The sequence below is a fragment of the Pseudomonas sp. 5.2 genome (assembly GCF_059025405.1).
In genome coordinates, this window is sequence record NZ_JBYBHH010000009.1 from 167,704 (window position 1) to 183,819 (window position 16,116).

Here is a 16,116-nt window from a genome sequence, read left to right on the forward strand (position 1 = left end):
CTGCCTGATCCACAATGTAGTCTGCCTATGTCCCTGCGCGTGTACCTTCGCACAGCCCTGTTCGGGCTGTGCTTGTCCCTCTCGTTCGCGGCCACCGCGAACGCCGCGGCCGAAGCGCCGACCACCGCCAGCATCCAGCACAGCCTCGACAAGATCGCCGAGCGCAAGCTGCCCGAGGCCGATCAGAAGGCCCTGCAGCAGGTGCTCGAACAAACCCTGAGCCTGCTGGCCACCAAGGAAGACAACGAGCGCAAGCTCGCCGCGCTGAAGCAACAGCTGGCCGGCGCACCGAAAGAAACCAGCGACAGCCAAAAAGAATTGGCCCGGCTCAAGGAAAGCAAGCCGCAGCCTGTCGCCCAGCGCTATGCCACCCTCTCGGTGCCCCAGCTGGAGCAACTGCTCAGCGAGCGCAGCACCCTGCAAGGCGAGCTGCAAAAGGCGCTGTCCGAAGCCAACAGCCTGATCATCAATTCCCAGACCCGCCCAGAGCGCGCCCAGGCCGAGATCAGCAACAGCCAGGCCCGCTCCCAGCAAATCAACAACGCCCTCAAATCTGGCAAGGACAACGGCAAGGCGCTCAACGCCGACCAGCGCAACCAGCTCAGTGCCGAGCTCGCTTCGCTCAACGCGCTGACCCTGCTGCGCCGCCAGGAGCTGGCCGGCAACAGCCTGCTGCAAGACCTTGGCAATGCCCGCCACGACTTGCTGATCGAGCGCGCCGCACGCCTGGAGCAGGAGATCCAGGACCTGCAGACGCTGATCAACGACAAGCGCCTGGCCCAATCCCAGGAAGCAGTCACCCAGCAGTCGATCGAAGCCCAGAAGGCCGGCGGCAGCAGCCTGTTGGCCACCGAAAGCACGATCAACCTCAAGCTGTCCGACTACCTGCTGAAAAGCACCGACCGGCTCAACGAGCTGACCCAGCAGAACCTGCGCACCAAACAGCAGCTCGACAGCCTGACCCAGGCCGACCAGGCCCTGGACGAGCAGATCAACGTGCTCAAGGGCAGCCTGTTGCTGTCCAAGATCCTCTACAAGCAGAAGCAGACCCTGCCGCACCTGAAGGTCGACCGCGACCTCGCCGACCAGATCGCCGACACCCGCCTTTACCAGTTTGAAATCAACCAGCAGCGCGAGCAGATGAGCAGCCCGGTCACCTATGTCGACAAGCTGCTGGCCAACCAGCCGCCGGAAGACGTCACGCCGCAACTGCGCAAGGCCCTGCTGGAAGTGGCGATCACCCGCACCGACCTGCTGGAGCGCCTGAACCGCGAACTGTCGGCGCTGCTCAACGAATCGATCACCTTGCAGCTCAACCAGAAGCAGCTGCTGGGCACGGCCCAAGGCCTGCGCACCACCCTCGACGAGCAGATGTTCTGGATCCCCAGCAACAAGCCGCTGGACTGGGACTGGCTGCGCTATGTGCCTGAGCGCTTTGCCAGCCAGGTCGCCGACCTGCCCTGGGGTTCCGGCCTCAAGGAGCTGGCCGATGGTTTGAGCCAGCGCCCGCTGCTGTTCCTGCCGCTGCTACTGGTGATTGGCGCCCTGTTGTGGCGGCGCAAATACCTCTACCTGCGCTTGAGCAAGGTCCACCAGGACATCGGCCACTTCCGCCGTGACAGCCAGTGGCACACGCCCCAGGCCATCCTGATCAACATTCTGTTGGCGATGCCGGTAAGCCTGGGCCTGGCCCTGTGCAGCTATGCCCTGCAGATCGACGCCCGCGGGCAAAACGCCAACCTCGGCGCGGCGCTGTGGCAGTTGGCCCAGGCCTGGCTGGTGTTCTACACCGCCTACCGCATCCTCGCCCCTGGCGGCGTGGCAGAAGTGCACTTCCGTTGGCACAAGCCGCAGGTCGAATTCCTCCGGGGCTGGGTGCGCAGGCTGGGTACCGTGGTGCTGGCACTGGTCGGCGTGGTGGCGGTTGCCGAGCACCAGCCTTCGGCACTGGCCGATGATGTACTCGGCATCGGCGTGGTGCTGACCTGCTACGCGCTGATGGCCTGGCTGCTCAGCCGCCTGCTGCTGAGCAGCCCGGCGCACCGCGACACGTCGCTGTTCCGCAAGGCCGTCGGCGTGGCGTTCACCGCCCTGCCGATCGCCTTGTTCGTGGCGGTGTGCTTCGGTTACTACTACACCGCGCTGAAGCTGACCGACCGGCTGATCTACACCCTGTACTTGCTGCTGTTCTGGCTGGTGATCGAAGCGGCATTCGTGCGGGGCCTGTCGGTGGCAGCACGGCGCTTGGCCTATCAGCGCGCCCTGAGCAAACGTGCAGCGGCCAAAGAAGGGCTGGATGGCGAAGTCATCACCGAAGAGCCGACGCTGGACATCGAGCAAGTCAACCAACAGTCGCTGCGCCTGATCCGCCTGGCCTTGCTGGGTGGTTTCATTGCCGGCCTGTACTGGGTGTGGTCGGACCTGATCTCGGTGTTCGCCTACCTCAACAACTTCACCCTGTACGAATACACCAGTGGCACCGGCACTGCCGCCAGCATGGTGCCCATCAGCCTGGGCGACCTGCTCGGCGCGCTGGTGATCGTCGGCATCACCTTCGCCCTGGCCGGCAACTTGCCGGGCTTGCTCGAGGTGCTGGTGCTGTCACGCCTGAACCTGGCCCAGGGCAGCGCCTACGCCACCACCACGCTGCTCTCGTACACCATCGTCGGTATCGGCATCGTCAGTACCCTGTCGACCCTCGGCGTGAGCTGGGACAAGCTGCAGTGGCTGGTGGCGGCCTTGTCGGTTGGCCTGGGCTTCGGTATGCAGGAGATTTTCGCCAACTTCATCTCCGGCATCATGATCCTGTTCGAGCGCCCGGTGCGCATCGGCGACACCATCACCATCGGCAACCTGTCCGGCACGGTGAGCAAGATCCGCATCCGCGCCACCACCATCACCGACTTCGACCGCAAGGACATCATCGTCCCCAACAAGACCTTCATCACCGGCCAGTTGATCAACTGGTCGCTGACCGACACGGTCACCCGGGTGACCTTGAAGCTGGGCATCGACTACGGCTCCGACCTCGACCTGGTGCGCGACCTGCTGCTCAAGGGTGCCCATGAGAACCCGCGGGTGCTCAAGGACCCGGAGCCGATCGTGTACTTCCTCAACTTCGGCGAAAGCTCGCTGGACCACGAACTGCGCATGCACGTGCGTGACCTGGGCGACCGTAACCCGACGCTGGACGAGATCAACCGGTACATCAATCGCGAGTTCAAGGCGCATAACATCAAGATCTCGGTACGCCAGGTCGAGGTGTTCCTGATGGATCAGAAGGGTGGCAAGCAGCAGTTGATTCCGCTGGAGCAGCCGAAATCGGATGGCACTGAAGCGGTATAAAGGGGCTCGAATACCGTATTCTGTTCTGAATCCTTGCGAGGGCTGCGCCCTCGATCGCAGGCAAGCCAGCTCCTACAGGGGCTGCGCTAGCCCAAAGCTCAGCGCTGATCCGGTAGGAGCTGGCTTGCCTGCGATGGGCCGCGAAGCGGCCCCCTTGGCACCGATTTCCAGGAGCAACCCGTGAAAGCCCTCGACCAACTCAGCTTCGACAACCGCTTCGCCCGCCTGGGCGATGCGTTCTCCACCCAGGTCCTGCCCGAACCCATCGCAGACCCGCGCCTGGTGGTGGCAAGCGAGTCGGCCATGGCCCTGCTCGACCTTGACCCCACGCAAGCCGACTTGCCGGTGTTCGCCGAGTTGTTCAGCGGCCACAAGCTCTGGGAAGAGGCCGACCCGCGCGCGATGGTCTACTCCGGCCACCAGTTCGGCTCGTACAACCCGCGCCTGGGCGACGGCCGTGGCCTGTTGCTGGCCGAAGTGCTGAACGACGCAGGCGAACATTGGGACCTGCACCTCAAAGGCGCTGGCCAGACCCCGTATTCGCGCATGGGCGACGGCCGAGCCGTGCTGCGCTCGTCGATCCGCGAGTTTCTCGCCTCCGAAGCCCTGCACGCCCTGGGCATCCCGACCAGCCGGGCGTTGTGCGTGATCGGTTCGAGCACCGCGGTTTGGCGCGAAAGCCGCGAAAGCGCGGCCATGCTCACGCGCCTGGCACAGAGCCATGTGCGCTTCGGCCATTTCGAGTACTTCTACTACACCCGCCAGCCCGAGCAACAGCGCGTGCTGATCGACCATGTGCTGGAACAGCACTACCCCGAATGCCGCGAGGCCGAACAGCCCTACCTGGCCATGTTCCGCACGATCGTCGAGCGCAACGCCGAGCTGATTGCCCGTTGGCAAGCCTATGGTTTCTGCCACGGGGTGATGAACACCGACAACATGTCAATCCTCGGCATCACCTTCGATTTCGGCCCTTTTGCCTTCCTCGACGACTTCGACGCCAACTTCATCTGCAACCACTCCGACGACCGTGGCCGCTACAGCTACAGCAACCAGGTGCCTATCGCCCACTGGAACCTCAGTGCGCTGGCCCAGGCACTGACCACGGTGATCGAAGTGGAACCGCTCAAAGAGGCGCTGGGGCTGTTCTTGCCGTTGTACCAGGCGCATTACCTGGACCTCATGCGCCGGCGCCTGGGCCTAACGACCGCCGAGGATGAAGACCTCGCCCTGGTCGAGCGCCTGCTGCAATGCATGCAAAAGGGCGGCGTGGACTACACCCTGTTCTTCCGCAAGCTGGGTGAACAGCCGGTCGCCGAAGCGCTGAATGTCGTCCGCGACGACTTCATCGACCTGCTGGCCTTCGATGCCTGGGGCACAGACTACCTTGCCCGCTGCGCGCGTGAGGCCGGCAACGGCGAAGGGCGGCGTGAGCGCATGCATGCGGTGAACCCGCTGTACGTGCTGCGCAACTACCTGGCGCAGAAGGCCATCGAAGCGGCCGAGGCCGGGGATTACAGTGAAGTGCGCCGGCTGCACCAGGTGCTGAGCCGGCCGTTCGAGGAGCAGGCCGGGATGCAGGCATACGCCCAGCGGCCGCCGGAGTGGGGCAAGCACCTGGAAATCAGCTGTTCATCGTGATGCCTGGAAGGTGTTTGCCTTGAGATTTTCTGTGCCTGTAAGACCGAGCGCCGCGCGGGCGGCGCTCGGTCTCTGCCCCACCACAACGCTCACGCCCTACCCTTGAACCCCTAAGCGTTTTCTTCCAACAACGAATGCAACTCCACAAACTGCTGGGTCAGCTTGTGCCGTGGTTCCAGGTGAATCAGCGGCAAGCTGGCGTGGTGCGACTCGCGCATCTTCACCGAACTGCCCAGGTAAACCGGTAGCACCGGCAGGCCTTCGGCCAGCAGTTCGTCGAGCATCTGCTGGGGCAGGCTCGCGCGGGACTGGAACTGGTTGACCACGATGCCCTCGACCAGCAGGTCCTCATTGTGGTCATCTTTGAGCTCTTCGATTTCCGCCAGCAGGCCGTACAGGGCCTGGCGCGAGAAGCTGTCGCAATCGAAGGGGATGAGCACGCGATCGGCTGCGATAAGCGCAGAAACCGCATAAAAATTCAGCGCCGGCGGCGTGTCGATGTAGATCCGCTCGTAATCCTCGTCCAACTCGTCGAGCAACTTACGCAGCTTGTTGATCTTGTGCTTGGCCTCAAGCTTGGGCTGCAGGTCAGCCAGCTCGGCGGTGGCCGTCACCACATGCAGGTTGTCGAACGGCGTTTCGTAGATATCGACCTTGTTCTTCTTGCTGAAGGGCCCGCTGGACAGGCTTTGCTTGAAGAAGTCGGCGATCCCCATGGGGATATCTTCACCCGTCAGGCCGGTGAGGTACTGAGTCGAGTTTGCCTGGGCATCCAGGTCGATCAACAAGGTCCGATAACCTTCGCTGGCACTGACCGCCGCCAGGTTACAAGCGATGCTCGACTTGCCCACGCCACCTTTCTGATTGAACACCACGCGCCGCATGAGAGAACTCCGTGTATCAACGAATGCCCGAGTATGTGGTGGCTCGCCAGCTAAGGCCAGCGGCAATTGTCGGGTGATGATGGCGAACTGATCGCGATGCCCGAGCGTGCCTACGAAGGCTTCGTGACCTGCCCGGTCAACAGCTCGGCAAACGCCTTGGCCATCGCTGAGCTGCCGTGTTCGCGCTGCACCAGCCATACTGCGGTCATCGCGCCTTCATCCAGCAAGGTGCGGTACACCACGCCCTCGATGCGCATGCGCTGGAACGAGGCCGGCAATACCGAAACCCCTAGCCCCGCAGACACCAGGCCGATGATGGTCATCGCCTCCCCCGCCTCCTGGGCAAAATGCGGGCTGAACCCGGCGTGCCGCGCCAGGCTGAGCAATTGCGCATGCAGCCCACTGCCATAGCTGCGCGGAAAGAACACGAACGGCTCATGCGCCAGGGAGGCCATGTGCACCCCCTGCTCGGTGCCCACGGCCAAGGGGTGCGAAGCATTGATCACGGCCACCAGCGGCTCGCGAAACAGCTCAGTCGCCACCAGGCCCTCCGGCAACGGCATGGGCCGCATCAGCCCCACCTCGATGGACTCGTCAAACACCGCTTCAGCCACATCACGGCTACTCAACTCCTTGAGGTTCAGGTGCACGGCCGGGAAGCGCTGACGAAAGGCATGGATTGCCTTGGGGATTTTCGAGGTGAACGGCGCCGACGAGGTAAAGCCGATCTTCATTTCGCCAAGCTCGCCAAGTTGCGCCCTGCGCGCCACATCGGCTGCCTTCTCCACCTGTGCCAACACCTGGCGTGCTTCTTCCAAGAACAACCGCCCCGCCTCGCTCAATTCGACCCGACGATTGGTACGGTCGAACAAACGGGCACCCAGCTCCTGCTCCAGCGCCTGGATTTGTTGGCTCAACGGGGGCTGCGAAATACCCAGCTGCTGGGCCGCGCGGCCAAAGTGCAGCTCTTCTGCCACAGCAATGAAGTAACGCAGATGGCGCAGTTCCATGATCGGCTCCAAACAAGTCGCTAAACGTCTTAAATAGGTCGAACAATATATTGGATCTAATCATTAGCCAGCTATATGCTTTTTTCATTGCGCCAGAGGTACCCGCCCGTGAAAACTGCTGTAGCTCCCCTTCCTGTCGACCCAGAACCTGCCCCCCTTAACGAAATGTGGATCGAGAAAGGCACCCCCGCCTTCATGAAGACCGTGCTGGCCCTGTTCAGCGGCGGCTTTGCCACCTTCGCCCTGCTGTACTGCGTGCAGCCGATGATGCCCCTGCTGTCGCAGGAGTTTTCCATCAACGCGGCACAGAGCAGCCTGGTGTTGTCGGTGTCGACTGCCATGCTGGCGTTCGGCCTGTTGATCACCGGGCCGATCTCCGACCGCATCGGGCGCAAGCCGGTGATGGTGTTTGCGCTGGTGTGCGCGGCCCTGTCGACCTTGGCCAGCGCGGTGATGCCGACCTGGGAAGCGGTATTGGCGACACGTGCACTGGTCGGCCTGTCGTTGAGCGGCCTGGCGGCGGTGGCCATGACTTACCTGAGCGAAGAGATCCACCCGCAGCACATCGGCCTGGCCATGGGCCTGTACATCGGCGGCAATGCCATCGGCGGCATGTGCGGGCGCCTCATTACCGGGGTACTGATCGACTTCGTCAGCTGGCACACAGCGATGCTGACCATCGGCGGCCTGGCACTGGTCGCGGCGCTGGTGTTCTGGAAGGTCCTGCCCGAATCACGCAACTTCCGCCCGCAGGCCGTGAACCCACGCAGCCTGCTGGACGGCTTCGTCATGCACTTCAAGGACGCCGGGCTGCCTTGGCTGTTCCTCGAGGCATTCCTGCTGATGGGCGCCTTCGTCACGCTGTTCAACTACATCGGCTACCGCCTGCTGGCAGGGCCCTATCACATGAACCAGGCGTTGGTCGGCTTGTTGTCGGTGGTGTACCTGTCGGGTATCTACAGCTCTGCGCAGGTCGGCGCACTGGCGGACAAGCTGGGGCGGCGCAAGGTGTTCTGGGTCAGTATCGTGGTGATGGCGGGCGGCTTGCTGATGACCTTGGCAAGCCCGCTGCTGATGGTGATTCTCGGCATGCTGGTGTTCACCTTTGGCTTCTTCGGTGCCCACTCGGTGGCCAGCAGCTGGATCGGGCGGCGGGCATTGAAGGCCAAGGGGCAGGCTTCGTCGCTGTACCTGTTCTGCTATTACGCGGGGTCGAGTGTGGCCGGGACGGCAGGTGGGGTGTTCTGGCATGCATGGGGGTGGAATGGCATCGGGCTGTTCATCGGCAGCCTGTTGGCCGTGGCGTTGCTGGTGGCGTTGCGCCTGAGCAAGCTTCAGCCGAAAACGGCTTGAGGGCCATTCGCGGGTAAACCCGCTCCCACAGGTATGGCGCTGGCCTCAAGGGTAGTGCAATCCTGTGGGAGCGGGTTTACCCGCGAAAGGGGCCTCGGATCAGTTGATGATCTCGACGATATCCACATCCACTTCACGGCTCATCAGGTGCTTCTCCACCTCACCGGTCAGCTTGACCTTGGTCTTGTCGTTGAACGGGGTCGGTGGCAGGTCCTCATCGTCGATCTCGACGGTGATGGTGCCGGTGTTGTCCTTGAATTCGTACTTGTCGTCGTTGTTGATCTTCTTGGTCACATAACCCTGCAGCACCACCGGGGTGTCATCGGCTGCGTCGTTGGCGGCGGCGACAGTAGTGACCGACTGGGCACCTGGGCCGGTATAACCAGCGGCCAGTGCAGCGGTGCTGAACAAAGGGGCGAGGATCAGGGCGAGGTAACGAGCTTTCATGGGGATCAGGTCCTGTTTCGGTTTCGATGGGACCAGATTAACGACGATCGCTGAATTCAAACTTAATACAAAAAACCCGGCATCAAGGCCGGGTTTTTCGTGCAGTGCATCACATCACTGGTGGTATTGCGCCGACAACTCGTGCACGGCGTTGATGAACGCACCCGCGTGCTCTGGGTCGACTTCCGGGGTAATACCGTGGCCCAGGTTGAACACATGGCCGGTGCCCTTGCCATAGCTGGCCAGAATACGCGCCACTTCCTTGCGGATGGCTTCGGGCTTGGCGTACAGCACGGTCGGGTCCATGTTGCCTTGCAGCGCAACCTTGTCACCGACACGGCGGCGGGCATCGCCGATCTCGCAGGTCCAGTCCAGGCCCAGTGCATCGGCACCGGCTTCAGCGATGCTTTCCAGCCACATGCCGCCGTTTTTGGTGAACAGAATGACCGGCACCTTGCGCCCGTCGTGCTCGCGGATCAGCCCGCTGACGATCTTGCGCATGTAGGCCAGGGAGAACTCCTGGTAGGCCGCCGCCGACAGGTTGCCACCCCAGGTGTCGAAGATCTGCACAGCCTGGGCACCGGCCAGGATCTGGCCGTTGAGGTAGCTGGTGACCGACTGGGCCAGCTTGTCCAGCAACAGGTGCAGGGCTTGCGGGTTGTCGTAGGCCATGGCCTTGGTCTTGCGGAAGTCCTTGGACGAACCGCCTTCGACCATGTAAGTGGCCAGGGTCCATGGGCTGCCCGAGAAGCCGATCAGCGGGACACGGCCGTTGAGCTCGCGACGGATGGTGCTGACGGCGTCCATCACGTAGCCCAGGTCCTTTTGCGGATCAGGGATCGGCAGTGCCTCGATGTCGGCCGGGGTGCTGATGACTTTCTTGAAGCGCGGGCCTTCGCCGGTTTCGAAGTACAGGCCAAGGCCCATGGCATCGGGGATGGTGAGGATGTCCGAGAACAGGATCGCCGCGTCCAGTGGGTAGCGGTCCAGCGGCTGCAGGGTGACCTCGCAGGCGAACTGCGGGTTCATGCACAGACTCATGAAGTCACCGGCCTTGGCACGGCTGGCGCGGTACTCCGGCAGGTAACGGCCAGCCTGGCGCATCATCCAGACCGGGGTGACGTCTACGGGTTGCTTGAGCAGTGCACGCAGGAAACGATCGTTCTTCAGGGCAGTCATGTCGGCATCCGGCAAAAAAGTGCGGGCATTTTCTCAGACGCCAGCACAAAAGGCACGGCCAAGGCCATGCGTTTTGTCTATTGGGTGCCTTGGATCAAGCAATTTTGTATACAAAACGCCAAAGGGGCTGCTTTGCAGCCCATCGCGGCACAAGGCCGCTCCCACAGGGAAATGCATTCCTCCTGTGGGAGCGGCCTTGTGCCGCGATGGGCCGCAAAGCGGCCCCAGCATTCAATCAGACTTCCAGGTAATCCAGGATACCTTCAGCAGCCGTGCGGCCTTCGAAAATGGCCGTTACCACCAAATCCGAACCGCGCACCATGTCGCCGCCGGCGAAGATTTTCGGGTTGCTGGTCTGGTGCTTGAACTTGCCTTTTTCCGGTGCCACCACGCGGCCCTGGCTGTCCATCTGGATACCATGCTGCTCGAACCACGGCGCCGGGCTCGGGCGGAAACCGAAGGCGATCACCACGGCATCGGCCGGCAGGATCTCTTCAGAACCCGGGATCGGCTCAGGGCTGCGGCGGCCACGGGCGTCCGGCTCGCCGAGACGGGTCTCGACCACCTTCACACCTTCGACCTTGTCTTCACCGACAATGGCGATCGGCTGGCGGTTGTAGAGGAACTTCACGCCCTCTTCCTTGGCGTTCTTCACCTCTTTGCGCGAACCCGGCATGTTGGCCTCGTCACGACGATAAGCACAGGTCACCGACTTGGCGCCCTGGCGGATCGAGGTGCGGTTGCAGTCCATCGCGGTGTCACCACCGCCCAGCACCACGACCTTCTTGCCCTGCATGTCGACGAAGTCTTCCGGCGATTTCTCGAAGCCCAGGTTGCGGTTGACGTTGGCGATCAGGAAGTCCAGCGCGTCATGCACGCCCGGCAGGTCCTCGCCCGGGAAGCCGCCCTTCATGTAAGTGTAGGTACCCATGCCCATGAACACCGCGTCGTACTCGGCCAGCAGCTGCTCCATGGTGATGTCGGTGCCCACCTCGGTGTTCAAGCGGAACTCGATGCCCATGCCGGTGAAGACTTCGCGGCGGTTGCTCAGCACGGTCTTTTCCAGCTTGAACTCGGGGATACCGAAGGTCAGCAGGCCACCGATTTCCGGGTTCTTGTCGAACACCACCGGGGTCACGCCGGCGCGCACCAGCACGTCGGCACAGCCCAGGCCCGCCGGGCCGGCACCGATGATGGCGACACGCTTGCCAGTCGGCTTGACCTTGGACATGTCTGGGCGCCAGCCCATGGCGAAAGCGGTGTCGGTGATGTACTTCTCCACCGAGCCGATGGTCACCGCGCCAAAACCGTCGTTCAGGGTGCAGGCACCCTCGCACAGGCGGTCCTGCGGACAAACACGGCCGCACACTTCAGGCAGGGTGTTGGTCTGGTGCGACAGTTCTGCCGCTGCCAGGATGTTGCCCTCGGACACCAGCTTCAACCAGTTGGGGATGAAGTTGTGCACCGGGCACTTCCATTCGCAATACGGGTTACCGCAGCCCAGGCAACGGTGCGCCTGCTCCACGGACTGCTGCGGCTTGAAGGGTTCGTAGATCTCGACGAACTCTTTCTTGCGCTGGCGCAGCAGCTTTTTCTTTGGGTCTTTACGCCCCACTTCGATGAACTGGAAGTCGTTGCTCAGACGTTCAGCCATTTTTCAAAACCTCTTTACCGCAGTCGCAAGCTACAAGCCGCAAGCTGCAAGTCGATCACTTGGGTCCGGCAAACCTCGCACTGCGTTTACTCGCAGCTGAGGCTTGCCACTTGCAGCTGTTGTTACTGCGGGTTGGCACGGGTGCTGGACAGCAGTTGCTTGAGGTTGGCCGCCTTCGGCTTGACCAGCCAGAAGCGCCGCACGTAGTCGTCCAGGTTCTCGAAGAGCTCACGCCCCCACTCGCTGCCGGTCTCGTCCACGTATTCGCCAAGGACGCGCGCCAGGTGGCTGCGGTACGCCTCCATCGCTTCACCACTGATGCGCTGGATTTCCACCAGTTCATGGTTGAGCTTGTCGACGAAGCTGTTGTCCATGTCGAGCACGTAGGCGAAGCCGCCGGTCATGCCAGAGCCGAAGTTGTAACCGGTCTTGCCCAGGACGCAGACAAAGCCGCCGGTCATGTATTCACAGCAGTGATCGCCAGTGCCCTCGACAACAGCGTGGGCGCCAGAGTTACGCACAGCGAAGCGCTCGCCCGCGGTACCGGCGGCGAACAGCTTGCCGCCAGTGGCACCGTACAGGCAGGTGTTGCCGACGATGGCGCTGTGCTGGGTTTCGAACGGGCTGCCGGCAGGTGGCACGATGGTGACCTTGCCACCGGTCATGCCTTTGCCGACGTAGTCGTTGGCGTCGCCTTCCAGGTGCAGGTTCAGGCCACCGGCGTTCCACACGCCGAAGCTCTGGCCCGCAGTGCCCTTGAAGCGGAAGGTGATCGGCGCAGCGGCCATGCCCTGGTTGCCGTGCAAGCGGGCGATCTCACCCGAGATGCGCGCACCGATGGAGCGGTCGCAGTTGCAGATGTCGAGGCTGAACTCGCCACCGGACTGGTCGCGGATCGCCGGCATGGCCATTTCGACCATCTTCTCGGCCAGCTCGCCCTTGTCGAACGGCGGGTTCTTGTCGACTTCGCAGAACTGCGGCTTGTCCGCCGGAATGTGCGAACTGCCCAGCAGCGGCGACAGGTCCAGGTACTGCTGGCGCTCGGTGTCGCCTGGCAGGATGTCGAGCAGGTCGGTACGGCCGATCAGCTCGCCCAGGCTGCGCACACCCAGTTTGGCCAGCCACTCGCGGGTCTCTTCGGCGACGAAGGTGAAGAAGTTGATCACCATGTCGACGGTGCCGATGTAGTGGTCCTTGCGCAGCTTGTCGTTCTGGGTGGCGACGCCGGTGGCGCAGTTGTTCAGGTGGCAAATACGCAGGTATTTGCAGCCCAGGGCGATCATCGGCGCGGTGCCGAAGCCGAAGCTCTCGGCGCCGAGGATGGCCGCCTTGATCACGTCGAGGCCGGTTTTCAGGCCACCGTCGGTCTGCACCCGCACTTTGCCGCGCAGGTCGTTGCCGCGCAGGGTCTGGTGGGTTTCGGCAAGGCCGAGCTCCCACGGTGCGCCCGCGTACTTGATGGAGGTCAGTGGCGAAGCACCGGTACCGCCGTCGTAGCCCGAGATGGTAATCAGGTCGGCGTAGGCCTTGGCCACGCCGGCGGCGATGGTACCCACGCCTGCTTCGGCAACCAGCTTGACCGAGACCAGCGCCTGCGGGTTGACCTGCTTGAGGTCGTAGATCAGCTGGGCCAGGTCTTCGATCGAGTAGATGTCGTGGTGCGGCGGCGGCGAGATCAGGGTCACGCCCGGTACCGCGTAGCGCAGCTTGGCGATCAGGCCGTTGACCTTGCCGCCCGGCAACTGGCCGCCCTCACCCGGCTTGGCGCCTTGGGCTACCTTGATCTGCAGCACTTCGGCGTTGACCAGGTATTCCGGGGTCACGCCAAAGCGGCCGGTGGCCACCTGCTTGATCTTGGAGCTGCGCACGGTGCCGTAGCGCGACGGGTCTTCACCGCCCTCGCCCGAGTTGGAACGCGCGCCCAGGCGGTTCATGGCCTCGGCCAGCGCCTCGTGGGCTTCTGGCGACAAAGCGCCCAGCGAGATACCGGCGGAATCGAAGCGCTTGAGGATGGCCTCCAACGGTTCGATCTGCTCGATCGCCAGCGGCTGGTCAGCCACTTTGACCTTGAGCAGGTCGCGGATCATCGACACCGGGCGCTGGTCGACCAGCGAGGTGTATTCCTTGAACTTGGCGTAGTCGCCCTGCTGCACAGCGGCCTGCAGGGTGTTGACCACATCCGGGTTGTAGGCGTGGTATTCGCCACCGTGGACGAATTTGAGCAGGCCACCTTGCTGGATCGGCTTGCGCGCACTCCAGGCTTCGGCGGCGAGCAGCTTCTGGTCGCTTTCCAGGTCTTCGAAACGCGCACCCTTGATGCGGCTCGACACGCCCTTGAAGCTCAGGCCGACCACGTCCTCGGCCAGGCCGATGGCTTCGAACAGCTGCGCACCCCGGTACGAAGCGATGGTGGAGATGCCCATCTTGGACAGGATCTTCAGCAGGCCCTTGGAGATGCCTTTGCGGTAATACTTGAACACCTCGTCCAGATCGCCCAGCACTTCGCCGGTACGGATCAGGTCGGCCAGCACTTCGTACGCCAGGTACGGGTAGACGGCCGAGGCACCGAAGCCCAGCAGCACAGCGAAGTGGTGCGGGTCACGGGCGGTCGCGGTTTCGACCAGGATGTTGCTGTCGCACCGCAGGCCCTGCTCGGTCAGGCGGTGGTGTACGGCACCCACGGCGAGCGAAGCGTGCACCGGCAACTTGCCCGGGGCGATGTAACGGTCGCTCAGCACCAGTTGAGTCTTGCCACTGCGCACCGCTTCTTCGGCTTGGTCGGCGATGTTGCGGATGGCCGCTTCCAGGCCGACGCCTTGCTCGTAGTTGAGGTCGATCAGTTGGCGGTCGAAGCCTTCGCGCTCCAGGTTCATCAGCGAGCGCCACTTGGCAGGCGAGATGACCGGCGAGCTGAGGATGACCCGCGAGGCGTGCTCCGGGGATTCCTGGAAGATGTTGCGCTCGGCGCCCAGGCAGATCTCCAGCGACATGACGATCGCTTCGCGCAGCGGGTCGATCGGCGGGTTGGTGACCTGCGCGAACTGCTGGCGGAAGAAGTCATACGGCGAACGCACGCGCTGCGACAGCACAGCCATCGGCGTGTCGTCACCCATCGAGCCGACCGCTTCCTGGCCCTGCTCACCCAGCGGGCGCAGCACCTGGTCACGCTCTTCGAAGGTGACCTGGAACATCTTCATGTATTGCTTGAGCTGGTCAGCATCGTAGCTGGCCGCGCCCTGGTCGTCGGTCAAGGTCGCCTGGATACGCGTGGCGTGCTGACGCAGCCAGCGCTTGTACGGGTGGCGCGACTTCAGACGGTTGTCGATGGCGTCGGTGTCGAGGATCTGGCCGGTTTCGGTGTCCACGGCGAAGATCTGGCCAGGGCCGACACGGCCCTTGGCGATGACGTCTTCAGGTTTGTAGTCCCATACGCCGATTTCCGACGCGATGGTGATGTAGCCATTGGTGGTGGTCACCCAACGCGCCGGGCGCAGGCCGTTACGGTCGAGCAGGCACACCGCGTGGCGGCCTTCGGTCATGACGATACCGGCCGGGCCATCCCACGGTTCCATGTGCATGGAGTTGTATTCGTAGAAGGCGCGCAGGTCGGCGTCCATGGTCTCGACGTTCTGCCAGGCCGGCGGTACCAGCATGCGCACGCCGCGGAACAGGTCGATGCCACCGGTGACCATCAGCTCGAGCATGTTGTCCATGCTCGACGAATCGGAGCCCACGCGGTTGACCAGCGGGCCGAGTTCTTCGAGGTCAGGGATCTGGTCATTGGCGAACTTGGTGCGACGGGCCATGGCCCAGTTGCGGTTGCCAGTGATGGTGTTGATTTCGCCGTTGTGGGCGAGGAAGCGGAACGGCTGCGCCAGCGGCCATTTCGGCAGGGTGTTGGTAGAGAAGCGCTGGTGGAACACGCAAATCGCGGTCTGCAGGCGCTCGTCACCCAGGTCTGGATAGAACGCCGCGAGATCGCGCGGCATCATCAGGCCTTTGTAGATGATGGTCTTGTGCGAGAAGCTGCAGATGTAGTGGTCGGTGTCGTGGGCGTTGGCCACGGACGAACGACGACGGGCACTGAACAGCTTGATGGCGAATTCCTGATCGCTCAGGCCTTCACCACCGATGAACACCTGCTCGATCTGCGGCAGGCGCTCCAGCGCCAGGCGACCCAGCACGCTGGTGTCGATCGGCACCTTGCGCCAGCCAACCAGCTTCAGGCCAGCGGCGAGGATCTCGCGGTCCATGTTGGCGCGGGCGGCTTCTGCTTTGACCGGGTCCTGGTTGAAGAACACCATGCCGACGGCGTACTGCTTGGGCAGCTCGACGGCAAACTGTTCCTGGGCCACGGCCCGCAGGAATTGATCGGGCTTCTGCATGAGCAGACCGCAACCGTCTCCGGTTTTGCCGTCGGCGTTGATACCGCCGCGGTGGGTCATGCACGTCAGTGCCTGCATGGCGGTTTGCAGAAGGTGGTGACTTGGCTCGCCCGTCATATGGGCGATCAGGCCAAAACCACAGTTGTCCTTGAATTCTTCGGGATGGTACAGACCTGTTTTCATAGACACTTTCTCACCAGGTTCACCTCTCAACGGAG

General features: G+C 62.9%; 9 protein-coding genes. 3 read left to right on the forward strand and 6 right to left on the reverse strand.

Going from position 1 to position 16,116, the window contains the following annotated elements; genetic code table 11:
• Positions 1 to 27 precede the first annotated feature (27 nt).
• Entirely contained in the window at positions 28 to 3,345 is a 3,318-nt protein-coding gene (gene mscK, locus AC5PZ0_RS15820) for a mechanosensitive channel MscK (protein ID WP_186677130.1), read from the forward strand.
• Positions 3,346 to 3,525: 180 nt separating this feature from the next.
• Entirely contained in the window at positions 3,526 to 4,986 is a 1,461-nt protein-coding gene (selO, locus tag AC5PZ0_RS15825; RefSeq protein WP_493855307.1) for a protein adenylyltransferase SelO, read from the forward strand.
• A 110-nt stretch (positions 4,987 to 5,096) separates the two neighbouring features.
• Here selO and AC5PZ0_RS15830 read toward each other — a convergent pair whose 3' ends face one another.
• Positions 5,097 to 5,870, reverse strand: coding sequence for a ParA family protein (locus tag AC5PZ0_RS15830; protein WP_454242822.1), 774 nt, complete (start codon positions 5,868 to 5,870; stop codon positions 5,097 to 5,099).
• A gap of 110 nt (positions 5,871 to 5,980) precedes the next feature.
• Positions 5,981 to 6,880: a LysR family transcriptional regulator gene (locus AC5PZ0_RS15835; protein ID WP_027592365.1), complete on the reverse strand. Its 900-nt coding sequence runs from the start codon at positions 6,878 to 6,880 to the stop codon at positions 5,981 to 5,983.
• Between the two features lie 165 nt (positions 6,881 to 7,045).
• On the opposite strand from AC5PZ0_RS15835, the gene AC5PZ0_RS15840 reads away from it, so the two are divergent.
• A complete protein-coding gene (locus tag AC5PZ0_RS15840; protein ID WP_238215769.1) occupies positions 7,046 to 8,233 on the forward strand; it encodes an MFS transporter in 1,188 nt (395 codons plus the stop codon).
• Between the two features lie 99 nt (positions 8,234 to 8,332).
• Here AC5PZ0_RS15840 and AC5PZ0_RS15845 read toward each other — a convergent pair whose 3' ends face one another.
• The 4 genes from AC5PZ0_RS15845 to gltB form a co-directional block, all read right to left on the reverse strand.
• Complete coding sequence (locus AC5PZ0_RS15845; protein ID WP_099430675.1) at positions 8,333 to 8,680, reverse strand: YgiW/YdeI family stress tolerance OB fold protein; 348 nt, start codon at positions 8,678 to 8,680, stop codon at positions 8,333 to 8,335.
• 114 nt (positions 8,681 to 8,794) lie between these two features.
• Positions 8,795 to 9,859 carry a uroporphyrinogen decarboxylase gene (hemE, locus tag AC5PZ0_RS15850; RefSeq protein WP_027592362.1) on the reverse strand — a complete coding sequence of 355 codons (1,065 nt, stop codon included), beginning with the start codon at positions 9,857 to 9,859 and terminating at the stop codon, positions 8,795 to 8,797.
• A gap of 235 nt (positions 9,860 to 10,094) precedes the next feature.
• Positions 10,095 to 11,513: an FAD-dependent oxidoreductase gene (locus AC5PZ0_RS15855; protein ID WP_099430676.1), complete on the reverse strand. Its 1,419-nt coding sequence runs from the start codon at positions 11,511 to 11,513 to the stop codon at positions 10,095 to 10,097.
• 122 nt (positions 11,514 to 11,635) lie between these two features.
• Positions 11,636 to 16,081: a glutamate synthase large subunit gene (gene gltB / locus AC5PZ0_RS15860; protein WP_099430677.1), complete on the reverse strand. Its 4,446-nt coding sequence runs from the start codon at positions 16,079 to 16,081 to the stop codon at positions 11,636 to 11,638.
• Between the last annotated feature and the right edge of the window lie 35 nt (positions 16,082 to 16,116).

Coding starts and splice junctions, on each gene's coding strand:
- mscK (WP_186677130.1), top strand. CDS start 28: ATGTCCCTGCGCGTGTACCTTCGCACAGCCCTGTTCGGGCTGTGCTTG.
- AC5PZ0_RS15830 (WP_454242822.1), bottom strand. CDS start 5,870: ATGCGGCGCGTGGTGTTCAATCAGAAAGGTGGCGTGGGCAAGTCGAGC.
- AC5PZ0_RS15835 (WP_027592365.1), bottom strand. CDS start 6,880: ATGGAACTGCGCCATCTGCGTTACTTCATTGCTGTGGCAGAAGAGCTG.
- AC5PZ0_RS15840 (WP_238215769.1), top strand. CDS start 7,046: ATGTGGATCGAGAAAGGCACCCCCGCCTTCATGAAGACCGTGCTGGCC.
- AC5PZ0_RS15845 (WP_099430675.1), bottom strand. CDS start 8,680: ATGAAAGCTCGTTACCTCGCCCTGATCCTCGCCCCTTTGTTCAGCACC.
- hemE (WP_027592362.1), bottom strand. CDS start 9,859: ATGACTGCCCTGAAGAACGATCGTTTCCTGCGTGCACTGCTCAAGCAA.
- AC5PZ0_RS15855 (WP_099430676.1), bottom strand. CDS start 11,513: ATGGCTGAACGTCTGAGCAACGACTTCCAGTTCATCGAAGTGGGGCGT.
- gltB (WP_099430677.1), bottom strand. CDS start 16,081: ATGAAAACAGGTCTGTACCATCCCGAAGAATTCAAGGACAACTGTGGT.